At 71.4% G+C, this 20101-nt stretch carries 20 protein-coding genes; 7 read left to right on the top strand and 13 right to left on the bottom strand.

What is annotated here, in order from left to right; translation table 11 throughout:
* Positions 1 to 24: 24 nt before the first annotated feature.
* The 3 genes from AKI01S_RS08215 (at position 25) to AKI01S_RS08205 (ending at position 2642) form a co-directional block, all read left to right on the top strand.
* On the top strand, positions 25 to 864 hold the full coding sequence (locus AKI01S_RS08215) for a sulfurtransferase (protein ID WP_067813529.1): 840 nt from the start codon (positions 25 to 27) through the stop codon (positions 862 to 864).
* A 78-nt stretch (positions 865 to 942) separates the two neighbouring features.
* A complete protein-coding gene (locus AKI01S_RS08210; RefSeq protein ID WP_067813528.1) occupies positions 943 to 1251 on the top strand; it encodes a DUF1416 domain-containing protein in 309 nt (102 codons plus the stop codon).
* Between the two features lie 89 nt (positions 1252 to 1340).
* Complete coding sequence (locus AKI01S_RS08205) at positions 1341 to 2642, top strand: hypothetical protein (RefSeq protein ID WP_157419723.1); 1302 nt, start codon at positions 1341 to 1343, stop codon at positions 2640 to 2642.
* Here the strand turns inward: AKI01S_RS08205 and AKI01S_RS08200 are convergent.
* The 3 genes from AKI01S_RS08200 to AKI01S_RS08190 are packed head-to-tail and all read right to left on the bottom strand — an operon-like array spanning position 2530 to position 4288.
* On the bottom strand, positions 2530 to 3108 hold the full coding sequence (locus AKI01S_RS08200; RefSeq protein ID WP_067813524.1) for a hypothetical protein: 579 nt from the start codon (positions 3106 to 3108) through the stop codon (positions 2530 to 2532). The genes AKI01S_RS08205 and AKI01S_RS08200 overlap by 113 nt on opposite strands.
* Complete coding sequence (locus AKI01S_RS08195; protein WP_067813522.1) at positions 3105 to 3707, bottom strand: hypothetical protein; 603 nt, start codon at positions 3705 to 3707, stop codon at positions 3105 to 3107. The genes AKI01S_RS08200 and AKI01S_RS08195 overlap by 4 nt, the downstream gene beginning before the upstream one ends.
* Entirely contained in the window at positions 3704 to 4288 is a 585-nt protein-coding gene (locus AKI01S_RS08190) for a hypothetical protein (RefSeq protein WP_067813520.1), read from the bottom strand. The genes AKI01S_RS08195 and AKI01S_RS08190 overlap by 4 nt, the downstream gene beginning before the upstream one ends.
* Positions 4289 to 4411: 123 nt before the next feature.
* On the opposite strand from AKI01S_RS08190, the gene AKI01S_RS50330 reads away from it, so the two are divergent.
* Positions 4412 to 6316, top strand: coding sequence for a serine/threonine-protein kinase (locus AKI01S_RS50330; RefSeq protein ID WP_067813518.1), 1905 nt, complete (start codon positions 4412 to 4414; stop codon positions 6314 to 6316).
* Positions 6317 to 6404: 88 nt separating this feature from the next.
* Complete coding sequence (locus AKI01S_RS08180; protein ID WP_157419722.1) at positions 6405 to 7562, top strand: S8 family serine peptidase; 1158 nt, start codon at positions 6405 to 6407, stop codon at positions 7560 to 7562.
* Positions 7563 to 7593: 31 nt separating this feature from the next.
* Here AKI01S_RS08180 and AKI01S_RS08175 read toward each other — a convergent pair whose 3' ends face one another.
* The 10 genes from AKI01S_RS08175 to AKI01S_RS08130 all read right to left on the bottom strand — a co-directional run bounded on the left by AKI01S_RS08175 (position 7594) and on the right by AKI01S_RS08130 (position 16712).
* Positions 7594 to 8025: a YbaB/EbfC family nucleoid-associated protein gene (locus AKI01S_RS08175; protein WP_067813517.1), complete on the bottom strand. Its 432-nt coding sequence runs from the start codon at positions 8023 to 8025 to the stop codon at positions 7594 to 7596.
* A complete protein-coding gene (locus AKI01S_RS08170) occupies positions 8022 to 8528 on the bottom strand; it encodes a hypothetical protein (RefSeq protein WP_067813515.1) in 507 nt (168 codons plus the stop codon). Before AKI01S_RS08170 ends, AKI01S_RS08175 begins: the two co-directional genes overlap by 4 nt.
* A gap of 1 nt (position 8529) precedes the next feature.
* Entirely contained in the window at positions 8530 to 9234 is a 705-nt protein-coding gene (locus AKI01S_RS08165; RefSeq protein ID WP_067813513.1) for a hypothetical protein, read from the bottom strand.
* Between the two features lie 28 nt (positions 9235 to 9262).
* Entirely contained in the window at positions 9263 to 9565 is a 303-nt protein-coding gene (locus tag AKI01S_RS08160) for a hypothetical protein (protein WP_157419721.1), read from the bottom strand.
* A 349-nt stretch (positions 9566 to 9914) separates the two neighbouring features.
* On the bottom strand, positions 9915 to 13889 hold the full coding sequence (eccCa, locus tag AKI01S_RS08155) for a type VII secretion protein EccCa (RefSeq protein WP_067813509.1): 3975 nt from the start codon (positions 13887 to 13889) through the stop codon (positions 9915 to 9917).
* 213 nt (positions 13890 to 14102) lie between these two features.
* Positions 14103 to 14453, bottom strand: coding sequence for a hypothetical protein (locus AKI01S_RS08150; protein WP_067813506.1), 351 nt, complete (start codon positions 14451 to 14453; stop codon positions 14103 to 14105).
* Positions 14454 to 14462: 9 nt separating this feature from the next.
* The gene (locus AKI01S_RS08145; protein ID WP_067813505.1) at positions 14463 to 14939 is read right to left on the bottom strand and encodes a nucleotidyltransferase domain-containing protein; all 477 of its coding nucleotides are present in this window, start codon (positions 14937 to 14939) and stop codon (positions 14463 to 14465) included.
* A gap of 84 nt (positions 14940 to 15023) precedes the next feature.
* The gene (locus AKI01S_RS08140) at positions 15024 to 15515 is read right to left on the bottom strand and encodes a WXG100-like domain-containing protein (RefSeq protein WP_067813503.1); all 492 of its coding nucleotides are present in this window, start codon (positions 15513 to 15515) and stop codon (positions 15024 to 15026) included.
* Positions 15516 to 15519: 4 nt separating this feature from the next.
* Positions 15520 to 15846: a hypothetical protein gene (locus AKI01S_RS08135; protein ID WP_067813501.1), complete on the bottom strand. Its 327-nt coding sequence runs from the start codon at positions 15844 to 15846 to the stop codon at positions 15520 to 15522.
* 14 nt (positions 15847 to 15860) lie between these two features.
* Positions 15861 to 16712: a YbaB/EbfC family nucleoid-associated protein gene (locus tag AKI01S_RS08130; protein WP_067813498.1), complete on the bottom strand. Its 852-nt coding sequence runs from the start codon at positions 16710 to 16712 to the stop codon at positions 15861 to 15863.
* Between the two features lie 355 nt (positions 16713 to 17067).
* Between AKI01S_RS08130 and eccD the strand changes: the two genes are divergently transcribed.
* Positions 17068 to 18465, top strand: coding sequence for a type VII secretion integral membrane protein EccD (gene eccD / locus AKI01S_RS08125; RefSeq protein ID WP_067813496.1), 1398 nt, complete (start codon positions 17068 to 17070; stop codon positions 18463 to 18465).
* A gap of 12 nt (positions 18466 to 18477) precedes the next feature.
* Positions 18478 to 19887: a type VII secretion protein EccB gene (eccB, locus tag AKI01S_RS08120; RefSeq protein ID WP_067813494.1), complete on the top strand. Its 1410-nt coding sequence runs from the start codon at positions 18478 to 18480 to the stop codon at positions 19885 to 19887.
* The last annotated feature ends 214 nt before the right edge of the window (positions 19888 to 20101 follow it).

Genomic DNA, 20101 nt, shown 5'->3' with positions numbered 1-20101 from the left:
ACAACGAACAGGGAGGTTCCCGTCATGAGCCGCTCCGACGTGCTGGTTGACGCCGACTGGGTCGAGGCCCACCTGGACGACCCGGGCTTGGTGCTGGTCGAGGTGGACGAGGACGTGTCCGCCTACGACAAGGGACACATCCGCGGTGCCGTGAAGATCGACTGGAAGACCGAGCTCCAGGATCCCGTCCGCCGTGACTTCGTGGACCGTGAGGGCTTCGAGCAGCTGCTGTCCGCCAAGGGCATCGCCAACGACGACCAGGTGATCCTGTACGGCGGCAACAACAACTGGTTCGCCGCCTACGCCTACTGGTACTTCAAGCTCTACGGCCACGAGAAGGTGCGCCTGCTCGACGGCGGCCGCAAGAAGTGGGAGCTGGACTCCCGCGAGCTGGTCACCGACGTTCCCGAGCGCCCGGCCACCGAGTACAAGGCCAAGGAGCAGGACGCCGCGATCCGCGCGTTCCGCGACGAGGTCGTCGACGCCATCGGCAAGAAGAACCTGATCGACGTGCGTTCGCCCGACGAGTTCAGCGGCAAGCTGCTCGCCCCGGCGCACCTTCCGCAGGAGCAGGCGCAGCGGGCCGGCCACGTGCCGACCGCGCGCAGCATCCCCTGGTCCAAGGCCGCCAACGACGACGGCACGTTCAAGTCCGACGAGGAGCTCCGCGAGCTCTACACCGAGGCCGGCGTGGACCTGAACAAGCCGACGATCGCCTACTGCCGCATCGGCGAGCGGTCCTCGCACACCTGGTTCGCGCTGCACGAGCTGCTCGGCCTGCCCGACGTCAAGAACTACGACGGCTCCTGGACCGAGTACGGCTCGCTGGTCGGCGTGCCGATCGAGCTCGGCGAGGCCAAGTAACCAGGCCGGAGCGATCCGGCCGACGGAGACTTTCCCAGCATCATCCCCGCCGCGCCCGGCGGAGAAGGAGGAACCCCGATGACCCAGGGCTGCGCAGCGCCCGCGCAGACGGCGCACCTTCCGGCGACCGTCGACCTGACCAACGAGGCCGTCATCCAGGGCACCGTCACCCGCGACGGCCAGCCCGTGTCCAGCGCCTACGCCCGCCTGCTCGACTCCTCCGGCGAGTTCACCGCCGAGGTCGTGACCGGTGACGAGGGCGTGTTCCGGTTCTTCGCCGCCGACGGCGACTGGACCGTGCGCGTGCTGGCCGCCGGCGGCGTGAGCGTCGACAGCAAGGTGACCGCCCGCGTCGGCGAGGTCGCCGCGCTGGAAGTCGCCATCTAGACGCCGTTTCCGAACGGCCCACACCGTGGACCCCGCTCCCTCGGCACGAGGTGGCGGGGTCCACGCCGTTCCTCTGTAGCATCTGCGGAATGCTCGGTCTGTCGGCGAAGTCACCCTTGGTCCTGCCGTGGGCGACGCTGCGGCTCGCGGGACGGTACGCGCTGCCGCTCGCCCTGTGGTTCACCGTGGGCGAGGCACTGCGGTACGCCGTGCTGTACGGCGGCTACCACCTCGGCGGGCGGAAGGGCCTGGCGGCCTCGGTGGTGCCGATGGCCTCGGTCAGCCTGCTGGTGATGATCTCGCTCACGGTGACCGTCCTGATGATCCACTGCGTGCGCGAGGGCCTGGCCGTCGTGCACGCGCGCGAACCCGGCGGGGACCTCACCCCGTGGGCCGTCGGCAACGACGAGTCGGTGCTGGGCGCGATGGGACGGGCCGTGGTGCCGTTCGTCGTGTTCTACCTGGGCTGGGGCATCCACGAGGCGGACGTCCGCGAGTTCGCCGTCGAGGCGTCGGCGCGCGGCCTCACCGAGCAGGGCTTCGAGGGCCAGATCGCCGGCCTGCGGCTGCTGCTGTCGCTGGAGAGGCATCTTCCGCTGGCGGTGGTGCTGACGGTGGCGGCGTTCGCGCTGCGGACGCTGCTGGAGTGGAAGGCCGAGGACCGGCTGCCCCGCCTGGCCGGGCTGCTCATCGCCTTCTTCGAGGTCAACTTCGCGCTGTTCGCGGTCTTCACCCTGGAGCAGCTACGGCGGGGCGCCGAGGACTGGATCACCTCGCGGCAGGCGTGGGAGTGGTTCGACGGCGCGCTCGGCGGGGTGCTGGAGCTGTGGAAGCCGTTCCAGCACGCCGTGCTGGGCGGGCTGATCTGGATCGTCATCGCCGGTGTGGTGCTGGGGCTGGACTCCCGCGACCACGCCGTGGTGCTGGGGCGGAGCCGCGCGGGACGGCGGCTCGCCAAGCTCACCGGCGCGGCGGACCAGGGCACCCTCCGCGAGTACCTGCTGCGCGGGCTGCGGGAGCTGTGGCTGCCCGCCTGGTACGGGCTGCGGCTGGTGCGGCGGTCGGGGATCGTGCCGTTCGGCGTGTTCTGCCTGCTGTTCATGGCGCTGGACGTCGCCGAGCCGCTGCTGCGACGCCAGGTCTACGAGCTGCTCGGGCCGCATCCCGTCGAGTGGTGGATGCCCCGGCTCCCGCTGGTCGGGTTCGGCGTCGGCCTGGTGGTCCAGATGCTGAAGGTGTGCCTGCTGGCGGCGGCGTTCAACCTGGTGATGGCCCGTGTCACGGGGCAAACCGCAGCGAAGGCAGCGGCCCCTTCGCCGTCGCCTCCCGCCGCTGGACCTCCAGCGTCAACGACCGGAGCGTGGAGCGCGGCACCACCGCGCGCACCGTGACCCGCAGCGGGACACCGGGCCGGGCGGGCGCCGCCAGGCCGGTCGCCGACCAGGTGTGGCCCGCGCCGTCGTGGAACGCGTAACGCGTGCCGAACCCCGTCGCCGTCCTGGCGGCGGCCGGGTCGCCCGCCTCCACGGCCAGCACGAACCGCACCTCGGCGGTGTCGGGCGCGCCGCCGGGCGGCGGCCGGGTGCCGGCCAGGCGCTGCACGATCCGCCACCGCGCGCCCGCCAGGTCGCCGGTGGCGCCGCGCGGCACGACGGTCGGCCTCTCCGGCGGGACGAGCCGGGCGGCGTTGTGGGTCTTGTCGGTCCACTGGACGGCCAGCAGCGCCGGGGCGAGCACCCCCAGCGCCGCCAGCTGGAGCAGGCGGCGGTCGCCGGGCCGCAGCCGGGACCGCTGCTCCTCTGGCGCCTCGACGGGGTCGGGCCGGGTGGTCTCCAGGGGGTCGCGGGGAACGCTCACGAGCGGTCCGTCCTGGGGTCGTAGCGTTCGGCCGCGGTGCGCACCAGCTCGGCGGCGCGCGGCCCGGTGATCCCCAGATCGATCTCGGCCGCCGCCGACAGCTGGGGCAGCAGCCCGCCGGTTCCGGCCACCAGCCGCGCTCCGGCCAGCCGGTCGCGCGGCACCTCGAACAGGAACACCGAGCGGGACCAGATCAGCGGCTGGAGCTCGGGATTGGTCACCGACGCCGCGTCCGGCCGCGTGGCCTGGCCGAACGTCAGCCCGCCGGAGGTCTCCAGCTTCACCGACCGCAGCGGCGCGGGCTCGCGTTCGGACCGGCCCTGCGCGCGGACCACCAGGAAGACGCCGTCGGTGCGGACCGGCGGCCGGTTCCCGAACGACAGCGACGGGGCCAGCGACCGCGCGACCACGACCCGGTCCACCCGCAGCGCGAACACCCGGTTGGCGACCGTCTCGCCGACCTTGCCGGTGGACCGGATCGGGGCCATGTTCCCGGCCTCGGCCTCGGGTTTGACGTCGTACAGCCACATGGCGGCGGCCAGCAGCAGCGTCCCGGCGACCCCGGCGCCGCCCCGGACCAGGAGCCTTCCCGCGTTCACGACCCGGTCACCGCCAGCGTCACGCGCGCCGCCAGCCGGTCGTCCTCGGTGTCGGCGCGCCACCGGATGTCGGTGTCGGTGAACCCCGGCCCGTACTCCCACTCCCGCAGCCCGAGGACGAACCGCCCCGGCGCGTCCGCCGGGCCCATCCTCCACTTGGCGGTCGCCTCCACCGGCAGGCCCGGATGCACCTCGTAGATCTTGCTCCCGGCGGCGACGGCCTCGACGTCGTCGGGGTTGACCCACCTGCCGTCCCGGGTCCGCCCGACCAGCCCGAAGCGCAGCCCGCCGGCGCCGAGCGCGGCGGACTCGCGGCCCTTGTTGACCACGCGCATCCGCACGGCCAGGAACCGCTGGTTCCGGTCGAACCGGTCCGTCGTGACCAGCGTGTCCCGGACGGTGACCTCGAACGCCCCCACGTCGATGGGCTTGCCGGCGGGCTTGTCGGGCTGCGGCGGCGTCCCGGCGAACCCGCCCGCGAGCCCCACCCCGGCGACCCCCAGGACGAGGGCGCCCAGCACGAGCCCGGGAACGAGCCTGCGCGGCCGGTTCCGGGAGGGGGAGGGGGAGGAGGCGTGCATCGGCTCGATGGTAGCCGGATCGGGGGGAACCGAGAGGCGTGCGGCGTTCTGTGGTGATCGCCACCGAGTCGTGACCGGGACCCGCCTACGATGTCGGGACGGAGACCACGAACGGGAGGATCGATGGCGGACCCGGCACCCCTCACGCCGGGCGACCCTCGGAGGCTGGGGCCCTACACGCTGACCGGCCGGATCGGCGAGGGCGGCCAGGGCGTCGTCTACCTGGGCCGGTCGCCCGACGGGCGGCAGGTCGCCGTCAAGCTGCTGCACGCCCGGTTCGGCGCGGACGCCGAGGCCCGCGCCCGGTTCGCCCGCGAGCTGGCGACGATCGAGCGCGTCGCCGGGTTCTGCACCGCGCAGGTGCTGGCCTCCGACATCGCGGGCGACCAGCCCTACATCGTCAGCGAGTACGTGCCCGGCCCGTCCCTCCAGCAGCTGGTCCGCGAGCGGGGTCCGCGCACCGGCACCGACCTGGACCGCCTGGCGATAGGCACCGCGACCGCGCTGACCGCCATCCACCGCGCCGGGATCGTCCACCGCGACTTCAAGCCGCCGAACGTGCTGATGGCCCCCGACGGCCCCCGCGTGATCGACTTCGGGATCGCCCGCGCCCTGGACACCCACACCGCGACCTCCAGCGGGCTGATCGGCACGCCCGCGTTCATGGCCCCCGAGCAGGTCGCCGGGGCGCCGGTCGACAAGCCGGTCGACATCTTCGCCTGGGGCGCGACGATGGTGTACGCGGCGACCGGGCACTCCCCGTACGGGCACGACACCGTTCCGGCCGTCTTCAACCGCATCCTCAACCACGAGCCGGACCTGACGGCGCTCCCGCCGCACCTGCGCGAGATCATCGCGAGCTGCCTGGCGAAGGACCCGGCCCGCCGCCCCACCGCCCAGCGGCTCCTGCTGCGCCTGCTCGGCGAGGAGACCGGCGCGGACCAGGCGATGGCGCAGGGCCGCTCGATGGCCCAGCAGGGCTGGGCGGCCCCGCTGCCGCCGCCGCAGCCGATCCCGTTCACGCCCCTGACCGGGCCCCCGGGCCGGGACCTGCCGTACGGTACGTTCCAGCCGCCGATCCCGCACACCGTCCCGCCTCCGCCGCAGCGCCGCCGCACCGGGCTGGCCGTCCTGGCCGCCGCCGCGGCGCTCGTCCTGCTGGCCGGGGGCGGCATCGGCGTGTGGGCGCTGAACAGGGAGGACGGCAAGACCGGCGGCACCACGACGACCACCGACACGGTGGACCCGCCGTCCCGGGCCCGGCAGCTCCAGTCCCAGGCCGCCCCGGCCCTGCGGAACCTGCTGGAGTTCAGCAACCCGACGCTGGACGCCGACATCGCCCGCGCCAACACCCAGCTGACCCAGCGCGCCCAGTCGCGCTACGCGCAGTGGCTGAACTCGGCCCGCCGGGAGTTCCCCGACCCCTCCGACAAGGTCGTCGCGGACGTCAGGGACACCGCCGTGATCGCCGCCTCCGACGACCGGGTCTCCCTGCTGTCCCTGGTCAAGCGGGTCCGCACCGGCAACCGCCCGACCACCGGCCTGGAGCAGGTCCGCTTCACGATGGTCCCGCAGGGCGCCACGTGGCTGATCGACGAGTTCGACATCATGACCCCCGACGTCGCGCCCTGGTCCCTCGGCACGGTCCCCTGGCCCGGCCCGGCGGCCAGGGCCCCGATGGACGCCGCCCGCGCGTGCCTGAAGGAGATCCAGACGTTCGACCACCGGGTCTTCGACAAGGACATGGCGGAGATCCTCACCTGCTCCACCGGCAACTACAAGGCCCAGACCGAGAGGGAACGCCAGCAGATCAAGTCCCGGATCGAGAAGGGACGGGTGGTCTCCACGGGCACCCCGCTGGAGGCCGCGGTCAAGCCCGGCGCCACCGCCGACCAGGCGACCGTCCTGCTGTCGGTGGCGGTCAACGCCCAGGGCACCGACGGGGGCCGCAGGGTCTACGGCTACTGGGCCGACATGCGCCGCGAGGGCGGCCGCTGGCTCCTGGCCAAGCTCGACTGGCTCCAGTGACGGAGGACTCACTCGTTGCTGTTCCGTGAGGATATGTCGGTAGTGTGCTGTTGCCGATGAGGCGGACGCCGTTCACAGGAGGGTGACCTTGCGCGGAGCGAGACTGTCGGCGGGCGTGGCGGCCGTCGCACTGGGGACGCTGGCCGTCCTCCCGGCACCCGTGGCGCAGGCGGCCCCGGCCAAGGGCAAGTGCGAGAACCCGCTGGAGTCGACGGGCTACCAGAAGTCCGCGCTGCCCAAGCAGCTCTGGGGCCAGGAGCGGATGAACTTCACCGAGGCCTGGGAGCTGAGCCGCGGCAAGGGCGTCAAGATCGCCATCGTCGACAGCGGCGTCGACGTCAACCACCCCCAGCTGCGCGGCCGGGTGGCGGCCTACGACGTCACCGGCACCGGCCTGACCGACTGCGTGGGCCACGGCACCCACCTGGCGGGCATCATCGGCGCCAAGGACCTGCGCAGGCAGGGGATCCCCCTGGTCGGGGTCGCGCCCGAAGCGCAGCTCATCTCGGTCAAGGCGGCGACCGGCGGGCAGGTCAGCGACCCCGGCTGGTTCCCCAAGGCGATCCGCAAGGCCACCGACCTCGGCGCGAAGGTCATCAACCTGTCGGTCCAGTCGACCGACTACGCGGCCCTCAGGGCGGCGGTGGAGTACGCCCAGTCGCGCAACGTGCTCATCGTCGCGGCCGCCGGCAACATCCGCGAGGACCGCTCGAACAGCCAGCGCCCGGCCTACCCCGCCAGCTACCCCGGCGTGCTCGCGGTGGGCGCGCTGAACCAGGACGGCTCGCTGACGACGTTCTCCAACCGGAACTCCACCGTCGCCGTCACCGCCCCCGGCCAGCAGATCGTCAGCACCTGGCCCGGCGGCGCCTACTACGTCAAGGACGGCACCAGCCAGGCCGCCCCGTTCGCCGCCGGAGCCGCCGCGCTGGTCCGCGCCTACCACCCCAGGTGGACCTACCAGCAGGTCAAGCAGCAGATCGAGCGAACCGCCGACGGCGCGACCACCCAGGGCACCGGCTCGGGCGTCATCAACATCCAGCGCGCCGTGACCACCGTCAACGTCGGCAGGCAGGCCCCGGCCACCACGGTCCCCCAGAAGGTCGCCCTGATGCGGCCGCCCAAGGAGGACCGGGTCGGCAGGATCCTGGCGTTCTCGATCGCCGGAGTGACCCTCGCCGCCGCGGCCGGCGTGGGCGTGGGAGCCCTGGTCATCCCCGCCGCCCGCCGCCGCGCCGCGCGGTGACCGCCGGGCGGCCGCGCGCCGCCCGCGGACCTCAGCGGTCCAGGTCGTGCCGGATCCTGTCGACCCGGCCCATGATCTCGTCGATGGACTTCTGGAAGCCGTCGCGCAGCTCGTCGAACTTCGCCTGCGCCTGGGACAGGTCCTGGAACAGGGCGAACGGCGACTGGTCGGTCACCTCGGCCATCCGCTCCTCGATCTGGCGCTGCAGGTCGGCCGAGGCGGCCCGCACGGCCTCGACGATGGACTCGGCCAGGCCCGCCGAGTCCATCCGCATCACGCGGGGGTCCAGCGCCAGGTCGCTGAGGACGCCACCGTCCCTGACCGTCGCCCTGATCCTCTGGTCGGCGGCGTAGCCCACCCCCGTCAGGGTGGTCAGCGATTCGGCGACCTCCTGCATCTTCGCGGCGCGCTTCTCGTTCTCGTAGGCGAGGTTGTCGAGCTCTTCGGGGGTCAGGGAGGTCATCGCGGGTCCTTTCCGGGGCCTCCGGGGTGGCCGGAGAGCCGCATCCAAGTGACGATCTTCTGGTGGATCTCGCGCTCGGCGGCCGGGTCCGGTGGGAGCGCGCCGAGCCACAGCGGCCCGTCGTGGCGGGTGGTCCGGGCGGCCAGCAGCGTCGCGCCGTCCGCGTCGCGCCGGGGCGCGCACGTCTCGACCTCGCGCCACGGGACGAGCCGCCCTCCGGGCAGCACGATCCCGTCGGGCGTCAGGGTCGCCGGCCGGCCGCGCCGCCGGGACAGGGCGATCAGCAGCAGGGCCGAGCCGCCGAGCGCCAGGCCGGCGAGGGCGAGCGGCCAGGCGAGCAGGTTCGCGCCGCCGCGCGTGCCCTGGGCGATCCCGAGCAGCCCGGCGACGGCGCACACCGCGCCGAACGCGACCGCCACGGCCAGCGCGCGGACGATGCCGCCCGGGAACGTTCCGTGGGGCAGCAGCCGGACGTCCCCGCCAGGGTGTCCCGGTCGGGACATGTCAGGCGGGCAGCTGCTTGTTGGGAACGACGTAGACCGACGGCGCCCTGTAGTCGATCTTGACCTGCTTGAAGTCCTCGCGGCCGGTCGCGCCGCCGGTGGGGGCCGCGCCGACCCGGACGCCCATGGCGCGCGCCAGGCCCATGGTCGCCATGCCGAGGACCGCGGTCATCGCGGCGATGGCGGTCGCGGCGACCTTGGTGAAGATGTTGGTCAGCGTCGACATCCAGCCGCCGATCATCTCGGCCTTCGCCTTGGCCGCGGGGGCGTAGGGGGTGAACATCATCGCGAACATCAGCAGCAGGAAGGCCAGCCCGATCGCCGCCAGCGCGGCCAGGGCCAGCCAGAGCCCGGCGTAGGTGGTGGCGACGGTCTCCATGAGCATGTTGACCGACAGCAGGTAGCTCTTGACGTCGTCCAGTTCCTTCTTGAACGCCTGGACCGCCTCGCTGAAGGAGTCGCGGTCCTCGGCGATCCAGTCGCCCTTCACGTCGACGTAGACCTGGTCGAGATTGCTCTTGATCTCGTCGATGCTGTTCTGCAGGGTCATCCACTCGGCGGCGGACTGGAACATGCCGGGGACGTTCGCGATGGCGGTGGCCGACGCGAGCAGGGTGAAGCCGGCGGACTGGGCGATGCCCGTGGAGGTCGAGAACTGGCCCATGGCCAGCTTGATCAGACTGTTGACCGGAATGTTGGCTGCCACTGAATTCTCCTCCGGGGAAACGCCGCCGTCAGCCCTGCACCTTGGTGGTGCTCTTGTCCTCCGCGTTCTTCCAGGCCTTGGCGACCTCCTGGAGTTGGGCGTCCATCCGGTCGAGCGCGTCGGCGGCGGCCTGGAGGTAATTGCGGGTGTAATTCTGCATCTCGTTGTGTCCGGCCCAGATGCCCATGCCGATGAGGCCGAAGGCGGGGGGGTCGACATTGGTCTTGTCGACCTCGTTCCTGGCCTTGGTGACCTTCGGCTTCACATCGTTGGTGAGCCTGCTTCCGGCTTTGGATATCGCCTTGGATGTGACATGGATGTCCCGGCCCACGGTGTCGTCCTCTCTGCCGGCTCGCCCGGCGCGGTCACGGGTTTTCACCCGGCGGCGGTCGGGGAGCGGATCGGGGGGCGACGGGGTGCGCCGGGCGGCCGGGATCCGCTCCGCGCGGACGCCGAACGGGGGAGCGCGTGAAGATCGCGTTGGCGGCCACTATAGGAGTGAACCGCGCGACGTGTCCACATGTGGGCAGGCGGGCAAATGCGTCGGAGGTTTTTCGTTATTGGCGAATTGCACGGGAGGCTCGACCGGCCCGGCATAATTCGATATTCGTCCGGTGGGCACCGCGGAGCGGTTCGCCGTCCCTTTTCCCGGCGGGACGGCGAACCGCTCCGGACGCGGCCTACTGCTCGTCGCCGCGGTAGGCGGTCTGGATCAGGCGGGTGCCGGTGCGGCGGTCGACGTGGTAGCCGCGGCCGACGGGCAGCTTGTGCGGCTTGACGTTGCCGATCAGCATGCCCTCGTCCTTGTCGCCCGACATCAGCAGGCCCGGCGACGCCATCTCCTTGACCTTGGTGATGACCTGGTCGTACATGCCGCGTCCCGCACCGCCCATCGCGCGGGCCAGGATGATGTGCAGGCCGATGTCGCGGGCCTGCGGCAGCAGCTCCACCAGCGGGCGCAGCGGGTTGTCCGACGTGGCGATCATCTCGTAGTCGTCCATGATCAGGAACAGTTCCGCGCCCGTCCACCAGGACCGCGAACGCAGCTGGTCCGGGGTCAGGTCGGCCGGGGGCAGACGCTCCATCATCGCGCCGCGGATGTCGTTGACCAGCGACGCCGCCGCCGGGGCGGAGGCCGCGTAACCGATCTGGTGCTCGGTGTTGGCCACGTCCAGCAGCGAACGGCCGTAGTCGATGAAGATGATCCGGGCCTGCTCGGGCGTGTACCGGCTGGTGATGCCGGTGGTGATGTGCCGCAGCAGGTTGGACTTGCCGCACTCGGCGTCGCCGATCGCCAGGAAGTGCGGGTCGGTGGTGAAGTCCAGGTAGACCGGGCTGAGCGTGTCCTCGTCGATGCCGATCGGGATGCGCATGCCGGTCTCGGCCGGGGTCGGCAGCCGCGTGGCGGGCAGGACGTCCGGCAGCATCCGCACCTGCGGGGCCCGGGGGCCCTTCCAGTTCTCGGCGATCATCCGGCACATCTTCTGGATGCCGTCGTTGAGCGAGTCGCCGGCGCCGCCGCCGTCGATGCGCGGCAGCGCGGTCAGGAAGTGGAACCCGTCGCGCGACACACCGCGGCCCGGACGGTTCTCCGGGACGTTGTCGGCGAGCTTGCGGTCGATCTCCGACTCGTAGGGGTCGCCGAGCCGCAGCTCCAGCTTGGTGCCGAGCAGGTCGCGGATGTTGGTGCGGAACTCGGTCCACTTGTTGGAGGCGGCCATGACGTGGATGCCGTAGCTCAGCCCGCGCGCGGCGAGCTGGGTGATCGTGTCCTCCATCTGCTCGTAGTCCTGGCGCAGCGTCAGCCAGTTGTCCACGACCAGGAACACGTCGCCGTAGCCGTCACCGTGGTACTCGCCGGAGGCGCGCAGGCGGCGGTAGGTGGCCATGCCGTCGATGCCGCGCTCGGCGAACTCGCGTTCGCGGCTCTCCAGCAGGGTGGAGACCTCGGCGACGGTGCGGCGGACGCGGTCGGCGTCCAGGCGGTTGGCGATGCCGCCGACGTGCGGCAGCTCGGCCATCGCCGCCAGCGCGCCACCACCGAAGTCCAGGCAGTAGAACTGCACCTCCTGCGGGGTGTGGGTGAGCGCCAGCGACGCCATCAGCGTGCGGATCGCGGTGGACTTGCCGCTCTGCGGGCCGCCCGCGATGCCGATGTGGCCGCTACCGCCCGACAGCTCCAGCCAGTACGGGTCGCGCCGCTGGTGGAAGGGCTTGTCCACGATCCCGGCCATCGCGTACAGCTTGCCGCGGCCCTCCCACCCGGCGGTGGTGAGACCGTGCTCGGGGGTGACCGACAGCGGCGGCAGCATCTCGTTCAGCGGCGGGGCCTCGTCCAGTGGCGGCAGCCAGATCTGGTGCGCGGGCGCGCCGTGCCCGGCGAGCTGGCCCACCACGACGTCGAACAGCGACGCCCTGTTCCTGCTCTCCTCCGGAGCGGGCTCCTGCGCCTTCGGCTCCTCGACGATCTGCGGCCGGATGTAGCCCGACATGTAGGGCACGACCTGCATCGCCATCTGGGCGTTCTGCTTGTTGGGGCTCTGCTGCTGGGGCTTCTCGTCCACCGGGCCGGACACGTAGGCGGCCTTGAACCGCACCATCGGCTCGGTCGCGAACTTCAGGTAGCCGTTACCGGGCTGGGGCGGCAGCTCGTAGGCGTCGGGAACGCCCAGCACGACCCGCGACTCCATCGCCGAGAACGTCCGCAGGCCGATCCGGTACGACAGGTGCGTGTCCAGACCCCGCAGCTTGCCCTCTTCGAGGCGCTGCGAGGCCAGCAGCAGGTGCACGCCCAGCGAACGCCCCAGCCGTCCGATCATCACGAACAGCTCGGCGAAGTCCGGCTTGGCCGACAGCAGTTCGGAGAACTCGTCCAGCACCAGGAACAGCGTCGGCATCGGCGGCAGGTCCGCGCCGTCGAGGCGGGCCTTCTCGTAGTCGCGCAGCGAGGCGTAGTTGCCCATCTGCCGCAGGTACTCCTGCCGCCGCACCATCTCGCCGTGCAGCGCGTCGTACATGCGGTCGACCAGGGGGAGCTCGTCCTCCAGGTTGGTGATGATGGCCGAGACGTGCTGGAGGCCCTCCATCCCCAGGAACGTCGCGCCACCCTTGAAGTCCACCAGGACGAAGTTCAGGATGTCCGGCGAGTGCGTCATCGCCAGGCCCAGCACCAGCGTGCGCAGCAGCTCCGACTTGCCGGAACCGGTCGCGCCGATGCACAGGCCGTGCGGGCCCATGCCGCCCTGCGCGGACTCCTTGATGTCCAGCTCGATCGGGCGGCCCTCGGAGTCCAGGCCGATCGGCACCCGGAAGCGGTTGCGCTGGGCCCGCGGCCGCCACACCTGCGCGGGGTCGACGTGGTAGACGTCGTCGACGCCCAGCAGCGAGGTCAGCGTCATGTTCGCCGCCAGCAGGTCGACCTCGTCGGAGGTCTCCTGGGTGCTGGTGCGGAACGGCGACAGCTGCCGGGCCAGCGCCTCGGCCTGCGGGACCGCCACCCGGTCGGGCCTGCCGATCGACGTCGGGATGTCCTTGCCGGTGCGGTCCTTCTTGAGCATGTGGACCTTCTCCGGCGTGACGTTCAGCCGGAGGGTGCCCGCCTCGCTGGTGGTGTTCACCGTCTGCCCGAGGTCGATGACGCACACGCCCTCGATGCCGTCGGCGGCGATCTGCGAGTCGTAGGACGCCATGCCGCCGTCCATGACGATCAGGTGCAGCGGCAGCTCACCCGACGGCCGTCCGGCCACGAAGCGGGCGCGGTCCTTGACCTCCTGGCCGAGCAGCACCTCCAGCTCGGTCATCGTCGGCGCGATCAGCCGGACCTGGCCGGCGGCGTCGTACTCGGTCGGGTGCAGGGTGTGCGGCAGCCACTTCATCCAGTCCCAGTGGGCGAGCTGCTCCTGCGAGGTGCAGACGCTGATCCGCAGGTCGTCGGGGGAGTGGAACGCCGCCGCCTGCATCAGCAGGGCCCGCACCATCGCGCGGGAGGCGTTGCCGTCGCCGGACAGGAAGATCCGGGAGAACGACCGCAGGTTGATCGCCACCGGCAGCGCCGGGACCGTCGAGTGGGTCCGCATGAACCGGCGCAGCGCGCCCGCGCTCATCGGCTCCAGGTCCTCCACCGGCTTGGTCTCCGGCGCGATCAGCTGCACCGCGAGCTTCTGCGGGCCGGCGCCGATCCGCACCTGCCCGAAGTCGCCGTCCTCGGGACGCCGCTCCCACAGCCGGGAGCTCATCGCGATCGACCACAGCCGCGACGGGTCGGGGTTGTACCACTCCAGGGCCTCGCGCTGCTGGGAGGCGGCCTTGCGGACCTTGGTCCGGACCTGCCCGAGGTAACGCAGGTAGTCGCGGCGTTCGGAGTTCAGCTTGGACTTGCGCTCACCGCTGCGCTGGCCCATCTGGCTGAACATCATGCCGAACATCGACAGGCCCATCATCCCGCCCGCGACCATCTGCAGCGGGTTGGAGTTGGGGTTGAGGAACATGAACGCCATCGAGCCGGTGCCGGCCGCCATCGGCAGCATGGTCAGCACGTTCCGGAACCCGTCGGTGACCACCTCGGGCAGCTCCGGCGGAGACTCCAGCAGGATCTCACCGCGCGGCATCTCCGGTGGCCTGCGGCGTTCCTTCCGCCGAACCAGGACGGTGCTCACTGGAACGGGCTCCCCTCGGGTGGGCGTCACGATTCGCAGTGCGCCATCTTACGGACAAGAACGGTCAATTACCCGCGTTGTGGGTGTTATCACGCTCAGTGACCGATCTCCCGTCGTCGCAGGTCGACCGGCGACAGCGGGAAGGCGTGGAACGCGGATCGGGCCCGCGAGATCGCGCGGCCGCACGTCCTGGAACGGGCGGCCGGGGCCCCGTCAGACGCGGTCCTCGAAGGCGGCGGCGACGATCGGGGTCCAGCCGTGGGCGGTGAAGCAGGCGACCAGCCCCTTGGCGAGCGCCACCTGGTCGTCCTCGGTGATCCCGTCGGCCATGGGGGTGACCTCCACGCGCCAGCGGAAGTAGAGGAAGGCGTCCTCGTCGTCGTTGGCGGCGAGGTCCGGGTCGTGGTCCTCGTTGGTCCAGGCCTCCAGCCAGTTCCCGCGCAGGTCGCAGGAGTTCGACTTCACCGGGGTCGCGTCGGGGAACGCCTGCCGCACCGCGTCCAGGATCCGGCGTTCGTCGGTGGGGCCGTCCAGCATCACCAGAAACTGAAGGGCGCGCTCCACTTGTTGCTCCTACTGGATGGGAAGTGATGGACCGTTGTCGAGCTTACCACCCTTCAACAGCACCGAGAATTGCACCTTCACCGGCGAATTCGAGTCGAGGAGTTCACGGCGGAGTTTTTGGAAATCGGAGCCCAGGTCGAAGGAGGCGATCTGGCCGTTCTCGTTGAACCGGCGCAACATGCTCTTCCGTAGCCGGGTGCCCAGCGGGGCTCTGGCCAGGGCGCGTTCGGCCAGGTTGAAGAAGTCCTTCTTGTTGACGCGCAGCGCGATGTCGATGTCGGAGTTCGTGCGCGCCGTTCCCTTGATACGGCTGCCGTGCAGGATGAGATCGCCCTTGGGAAGCCCCGCCTGGCGCTGTAGCTGTCGAATGTTCCGGGCGAACTTGCGGAATTCCCGATCGGTGAACCCCTGGGGGACGCGCCGGACGGGGTGCCGGTCGGCGGGCATTTTCTTCAGCCAGTTGGCAATGGGGCGGAAAAGGCCCATGTTCCCGCCTCTCCCGCCCGCTCCCCTGCTTCTGGTCCTGGCCAACGCTCTCCGTCCGCGGTCGGTTCGGTGGGGTGGTGGCCGTCAGCCGTTGAGGATCGACTCGACGGTCATGTCGATGAGCTGGTCGATGACGACCGAGGCGATGAACTTCGCGATCGGGATCCAGGACAGCGAGGCGCCGAACGTCGGCCCGGCCCAGGCGATGGCCTGGATGATCTGGAAGAGCAGCAGGACCAGCTGGATGATCACATAGATCTTCAGCATGAGCACCACGACCGCGCAGATGGTCAGCCCGGCCCCGATGAGCATCGCGGCGGTGCCCGCGTCCGTGAGGGCCTCGGCGGGGGCGTCCTCGCCGGTCCACTTGCGGCGGAACGCCTCCAGGCCCTCGCCCTTCTGGCTCCACACCCTGGCGGCGTGGTCCTGTGCCTCGCCCACGGGCGCGCCCAGGCGCCCGGCGAAGCCGAACCAGGACCCGGCCATCCTGAACAGCTTCTCCTCGTCGGTCTCGGGCCAGTTGTAACCGAGCATCCCGAGCGCGGAGGCCAGCTCCCCCGACAGTTTCAGTCCCATCGGGTCACCCCAGCATCTGCCGGACGCGGTTGACCTCGACCGTGGACCTGTCCTCGGCCTGGAAGTACACCGAGGCCATCTCCACGGTGCCGTCGGCGTAGTCCTTGAGCCCGTCGATGTTGCTCTCGATGCACTCCACGGCCGCCTCGTAGATCGCGCCGTAGCAGCCGCCGATCAGCATGCCGATCATGTCGCCGCCCCAGGGTTCGCCGTGCCCCTGGAGCTCGCCCTGGAACGCCTGCCACTCGGACCGCAGGTGCTGGGCGGCGGAGTGGATGCCCTCACCGCCCCGTTTGATCACCTTCGGGTCGACGTCCAGTTCAGGAGCCATGGGACGGTCCCTTTCTAGGAGCGCTTCTCGACGCTGTTCATCAGCGACGTGAGGGAGCGGGTGAAGGAGGAGAACTGCTCCAGGCTCTGGTCCTGGATGCGGCGGACCTGCTCGGCCATCTCGTGGGGGCCGAGGACGGCGGTGGCGTCGACGGCGTTGGCGCGCGCCTCGGCCAGGGCGGCGTTCCCGGCGGTGACCACGTGCGCGGCCAGGGCGTGCGACCCCTGCCGCACCACGCGTTCGGTGAGCTCGACCGTCTCGACGAGGCCGCCGCCGGAGACGGTGACCCGGACCTCGCCGTCGGCGGCGGTGCCGACGGCCGGGGCGCGGCCGCCGCTCGGGCCCGCCGGACCGGCCAGCCGCCCCACCTGCCCGACCAGCCCCTCCAGGTCGGGGAGCGGGGCGTGGTCGCCGACGTGGGCGCGGTCCTGGATCCCGGCCAGCGCCTCGTCGAGGCCGCGCATCATGACGCCGAGCCGGCGCAGCCCCTCGTTCTGGACCTCGCCGAGCCGTCGCAGCAGCGTGGCGGGGTCGGCCGCGCTGTCGGCGGGATCGCTGGTGACCTTGCCGCGCACGTCGTTGAGCGCGGCGTTCACGGCGGCGGCGAGGGAAGCGCCGATCTCGCCGGGCGGAAGCCGGAGCACGCGCGGGTCGAGTTCGAGTGACTCCAGACGGCCGCCGCTGACGGCCACGGCGCGCACTCGTCCCTCGGCGGCCTCGCCCTCGCCGCGTACCAGAGGAGTCTCCGAGCGGGCGGTCACGGGTTCGCGGGCGGTGAGGGCGTCGCCCAGCTCCCGGCGTGCCTCGGCGAGCCGCTGCTCGAACGGGACGTCGTCACCGTCGTCCGGTTCGTCGTCCTTCCACATCCGTGCTCCCCCCGAATCGGTCGCCAGGCGGGAGGAATCGTATCGAACCGTGCAGGAAACGCGTGATCAATGGATTCAGGGCGTTCCCCGCGGGTAGACAGACCGGTTCGGCTCTCCGCCGGGCGTGCTTTCCGGCGACTCTGACTCGCGGGAGGCCCCGGTGGTTCCAGCGCCGTCCGATTCAGGGGACGCGGGCCGTGCCGCACGCGCATACCGGGGGTGAGGGAGGCGTGACCAGGGCGTGTGGAGCGTCACAGCTTGTTACCTACGGCTTGACAGAACGTCTATGTTGTTACGGTTTCCTCCCGTGATGGGACGGTCCTTGGGACCACAGGTGTACTTGTGAGGGAGAACTGTGGCAACAGTCACCGGGGCAGAGCTGTGCCGGGTCACGGTGGTGGCTCCCAAGCGCCGCATCGACATCTCGCTTCCCGCCCACGTGCCGTTCGCCCAGCTCTTCCCGGCGATCCTGCACTACTCGGGCAACCAGATGGCCGACGCCGGACTCGCGCACGGCGGCTGGGTGCTGCAACGGCTCGACGAGGCCCCCTTCGACGGGGCGACGACCCCCGCGCAGGCCGGGCTCCGCGACGGCGAGATGCTCTACCTGCGCCCCGGGATGTCACAGCTTCCGGAGCTGGCCTTCGACGACGTCGCCGACGTGGTCGCCACCGCCGTCAACGACCGCCGCGACCGCTGGCGGCCCGAGTGGACCCGCAACTTCGCGCTCTCGGTCGCGGCCGGGTCGTCCGCCTTCGCCGCCCTCGTGCTGCTGCTGTCCGGGCCGTCGTGGATCGTCCCGGCGGTGTGCGCCGGCGTCGTCGCCCTGCTGCTGATGATCGCCTCGGTGTCGGTGTCCCGCGCCTCCGGGGACCGGCAGGCCGGAACGGTGCTCGCCTTCTCGGCGTTCCCGCACGCGTTCCTGGCCGGGCTGCTGGCCCCGGCGCGCGACACCGCGCTGGCCGACCTCGGCCCGCTGCACGCGCTGGCCGGGTTCGGCGCGGTCGTGCTCGTCGCGATGATCGCCCTGGTCGGGATCAAGGAAGGCGCGACGATCTTCTGGGGCACGGTCGTGGGCGGCGCGCTCGGCGCCGCCGGCTCCGGCGTCGCGCTGCTGTTCGACGACCTGTCGCCGACCGGCATCGCCACCGTCGCCGTGGTCGTGGCGATGATGCTGACACCGCTCACCCCGACGCTGGCGTTCCGGTTCTCCAAGGTCACGCTGCCGCCGGTGCCGCAGAGCGCCGAGGACCTCCGCCGCGACACGATCATGGTGGACGGCAGGCAGGTGCTCACCCGCACCGGCCTGGCCGACCGGTTCATCACCGGGTTCACCGTGGGGCTCGGCATCGTCGGGTTCCTCGGGCTGCTGCCCGCCGCGTTCGCCGACGGCTGGCTCGGCCCCGTCACCGCCGGGGTCATCTCGGCGCTGATGCTGCTGCGCTCGCGGCTGTTCCGCGGCCGGATCCAGCGGCTGGCGCTGCTGGTGCCGGGCGTGCTCGGCCTCGGCATCCTCGCCCTGGGCCTGGCCGCGGGCGGCTCGCAGATCATGATGGTCGTCGGCGCGCTGCTGCCGGTCCTGGCGATCGGCGGGACGTTCCTGGGCGTCGGCCTGTGGCTGCCGGGCAACCGGCCCTCGCCGTTCTGGGGCCGCGCGGCCGACATCCTCGAAATGCTGCTGATGGTGGCGCTGGTGCCGCTGGCCCTCGGGCTGTGCGGCCTGTTCGGCTTCATGCGCGGCCTGGCCGGTTAAGGGGAGAGGCCAGTGCAGACACGCAAGGACCTGCTGCAGGCGCACCGGCTGATGACCCAGCGCGCCTCGCTCGCGCTGATCTCCGGGGAGCCCGACAACCCCGAACTGCCGCTGCGCCGGATGAACATCGCCGGGTTCAGCGGCGTCATGATCGCCATCCTGGTCTGCGCGGCGTGCGGGATCTTCGGCATCATCCGGCCCGGCGGGGCCAAGGGCCTGGAGAAGGCCGGCATGCTGATCGTGGAGAAGGAGACCGGCGCCCGCTACGTGTGGTGCCAGGACGGCAAGCTCTGCCCGGTCACCAACTACGTGTCGGCCCGGCTGGTCGCCGGCGCCGACGCCAAGAGCCGGCGCACCGTCTCCACCAACTCGCTGTCGAAGTACGAACGCGGCCCGATGATCGGCATCCCCGGCGCGCCGAACACGCTGCCCGACCGCAAGAAGCTCACCCGCGGCCCGTGGTCGGTGTGCGTGCGCGCCGTCGACGGCACCTCGACGGGCCGCCAGTCGCTGGTGACGCTGATGGCGGGCCGCGGCGTCGGCGGCACCCGGATGCGCGACGACCAGGCGGTCGTCGTGCAGGCCGACGGCCAGAACTGGCTGATCTGGCGCAACCAGCGGATGCTCATGTCGCAGTCGGCGCTCATCACGCTCGGCGCGACGCCCGTCCAGATCTCCGGCAAGTGGCTGGACTCGGTCACCCAGGGCCCCAACTTCGCCCCGCCGGAGATCCCCGACCTCGGCCAGCCCGCCGCGGGCCCCAACGGCAAGGCCCAGGTCGGCCGGGTCTTCGAAGTGAAGACCTCGTCCGGCGGCCAGACCGCGTACGTGCTGCGCAAGGACGGCCTCGCCCCGCTCACCCCGATCCAGCGGGACCTGATGCTGGCCGACCGCGGCACCTGGAAGGCGTACGGCAACCAGCGTCCCGTGCCCGTTCAGATCGACACCAGCCAGGTCGGCCAGATGGGGCAGTCCGCGCAGCAGGTCCGCGACCAGCGCCTGGACGGCAAGGCCCCGTCGCTGGCCACCTACAAGGAGAACAGCCCGCTGTGCGCCGTCTACGACGACCCCACGGGCAACTCCGACGCCAAGCTGACGATCGGCGGAACGCTGCCGACCCCGCCGCCCGGCCCGCAGCCGACCGGCGCGGACCAGCTGGTGTTCCCGCCCGGCAGCGCGTCGGTCGCGGGCCGCGTCCCCAGCCCCGGCAAGGCCGACAAGGTGGACACCTACTATCTGGTGGCCGAGGGCAAGCGGTTCCCGATCAAGAATCCGGAGACCGCCGGGAAGCTCGGCTACACCCTTCCCGGCGACGCCGCCAAGGTGCCCGCCGGGGTCCTGGATCTCATCGCACAAGGGCAGCCGCTGGACCCCGACAAGGTCTCGATCAACCTGCCCCTGACCACCCAGGTGGGGAGCTGAAAAAATGATCGAAAAGGGCTGAACCAGGGTGAATGGCGATGCGTCTGATACGCCAGGGAATCGATGGACACCTTGCGATCAGGCCCTTTAGTGTGATGGGACTCTGCGGCGCGACCCCCGCCTACTCGGCCACAGGGGTCCTCGTGCTGCCGGGACGGGGGCTTGGCGTGAAAGACCCGGCGCCTCTGCCCAGATCGTTTCCCGCGGGTCATGG

The organism is Actinomadura kijaniata NBRC 14229 (genome assembly GCF_001552175.1).
Classification (GTDB): domain Bacteria; phylum Actinomycetota; class Actinomycetes; order Streptosporangiales; family Streptosporangiaceae; genus Spirillospora; species Spirillospora kijaniata.
Note: the sequence above shows the minus strand (reverse complement) of the source record. Positions and strands in the feature narration are given on the sequence as shown.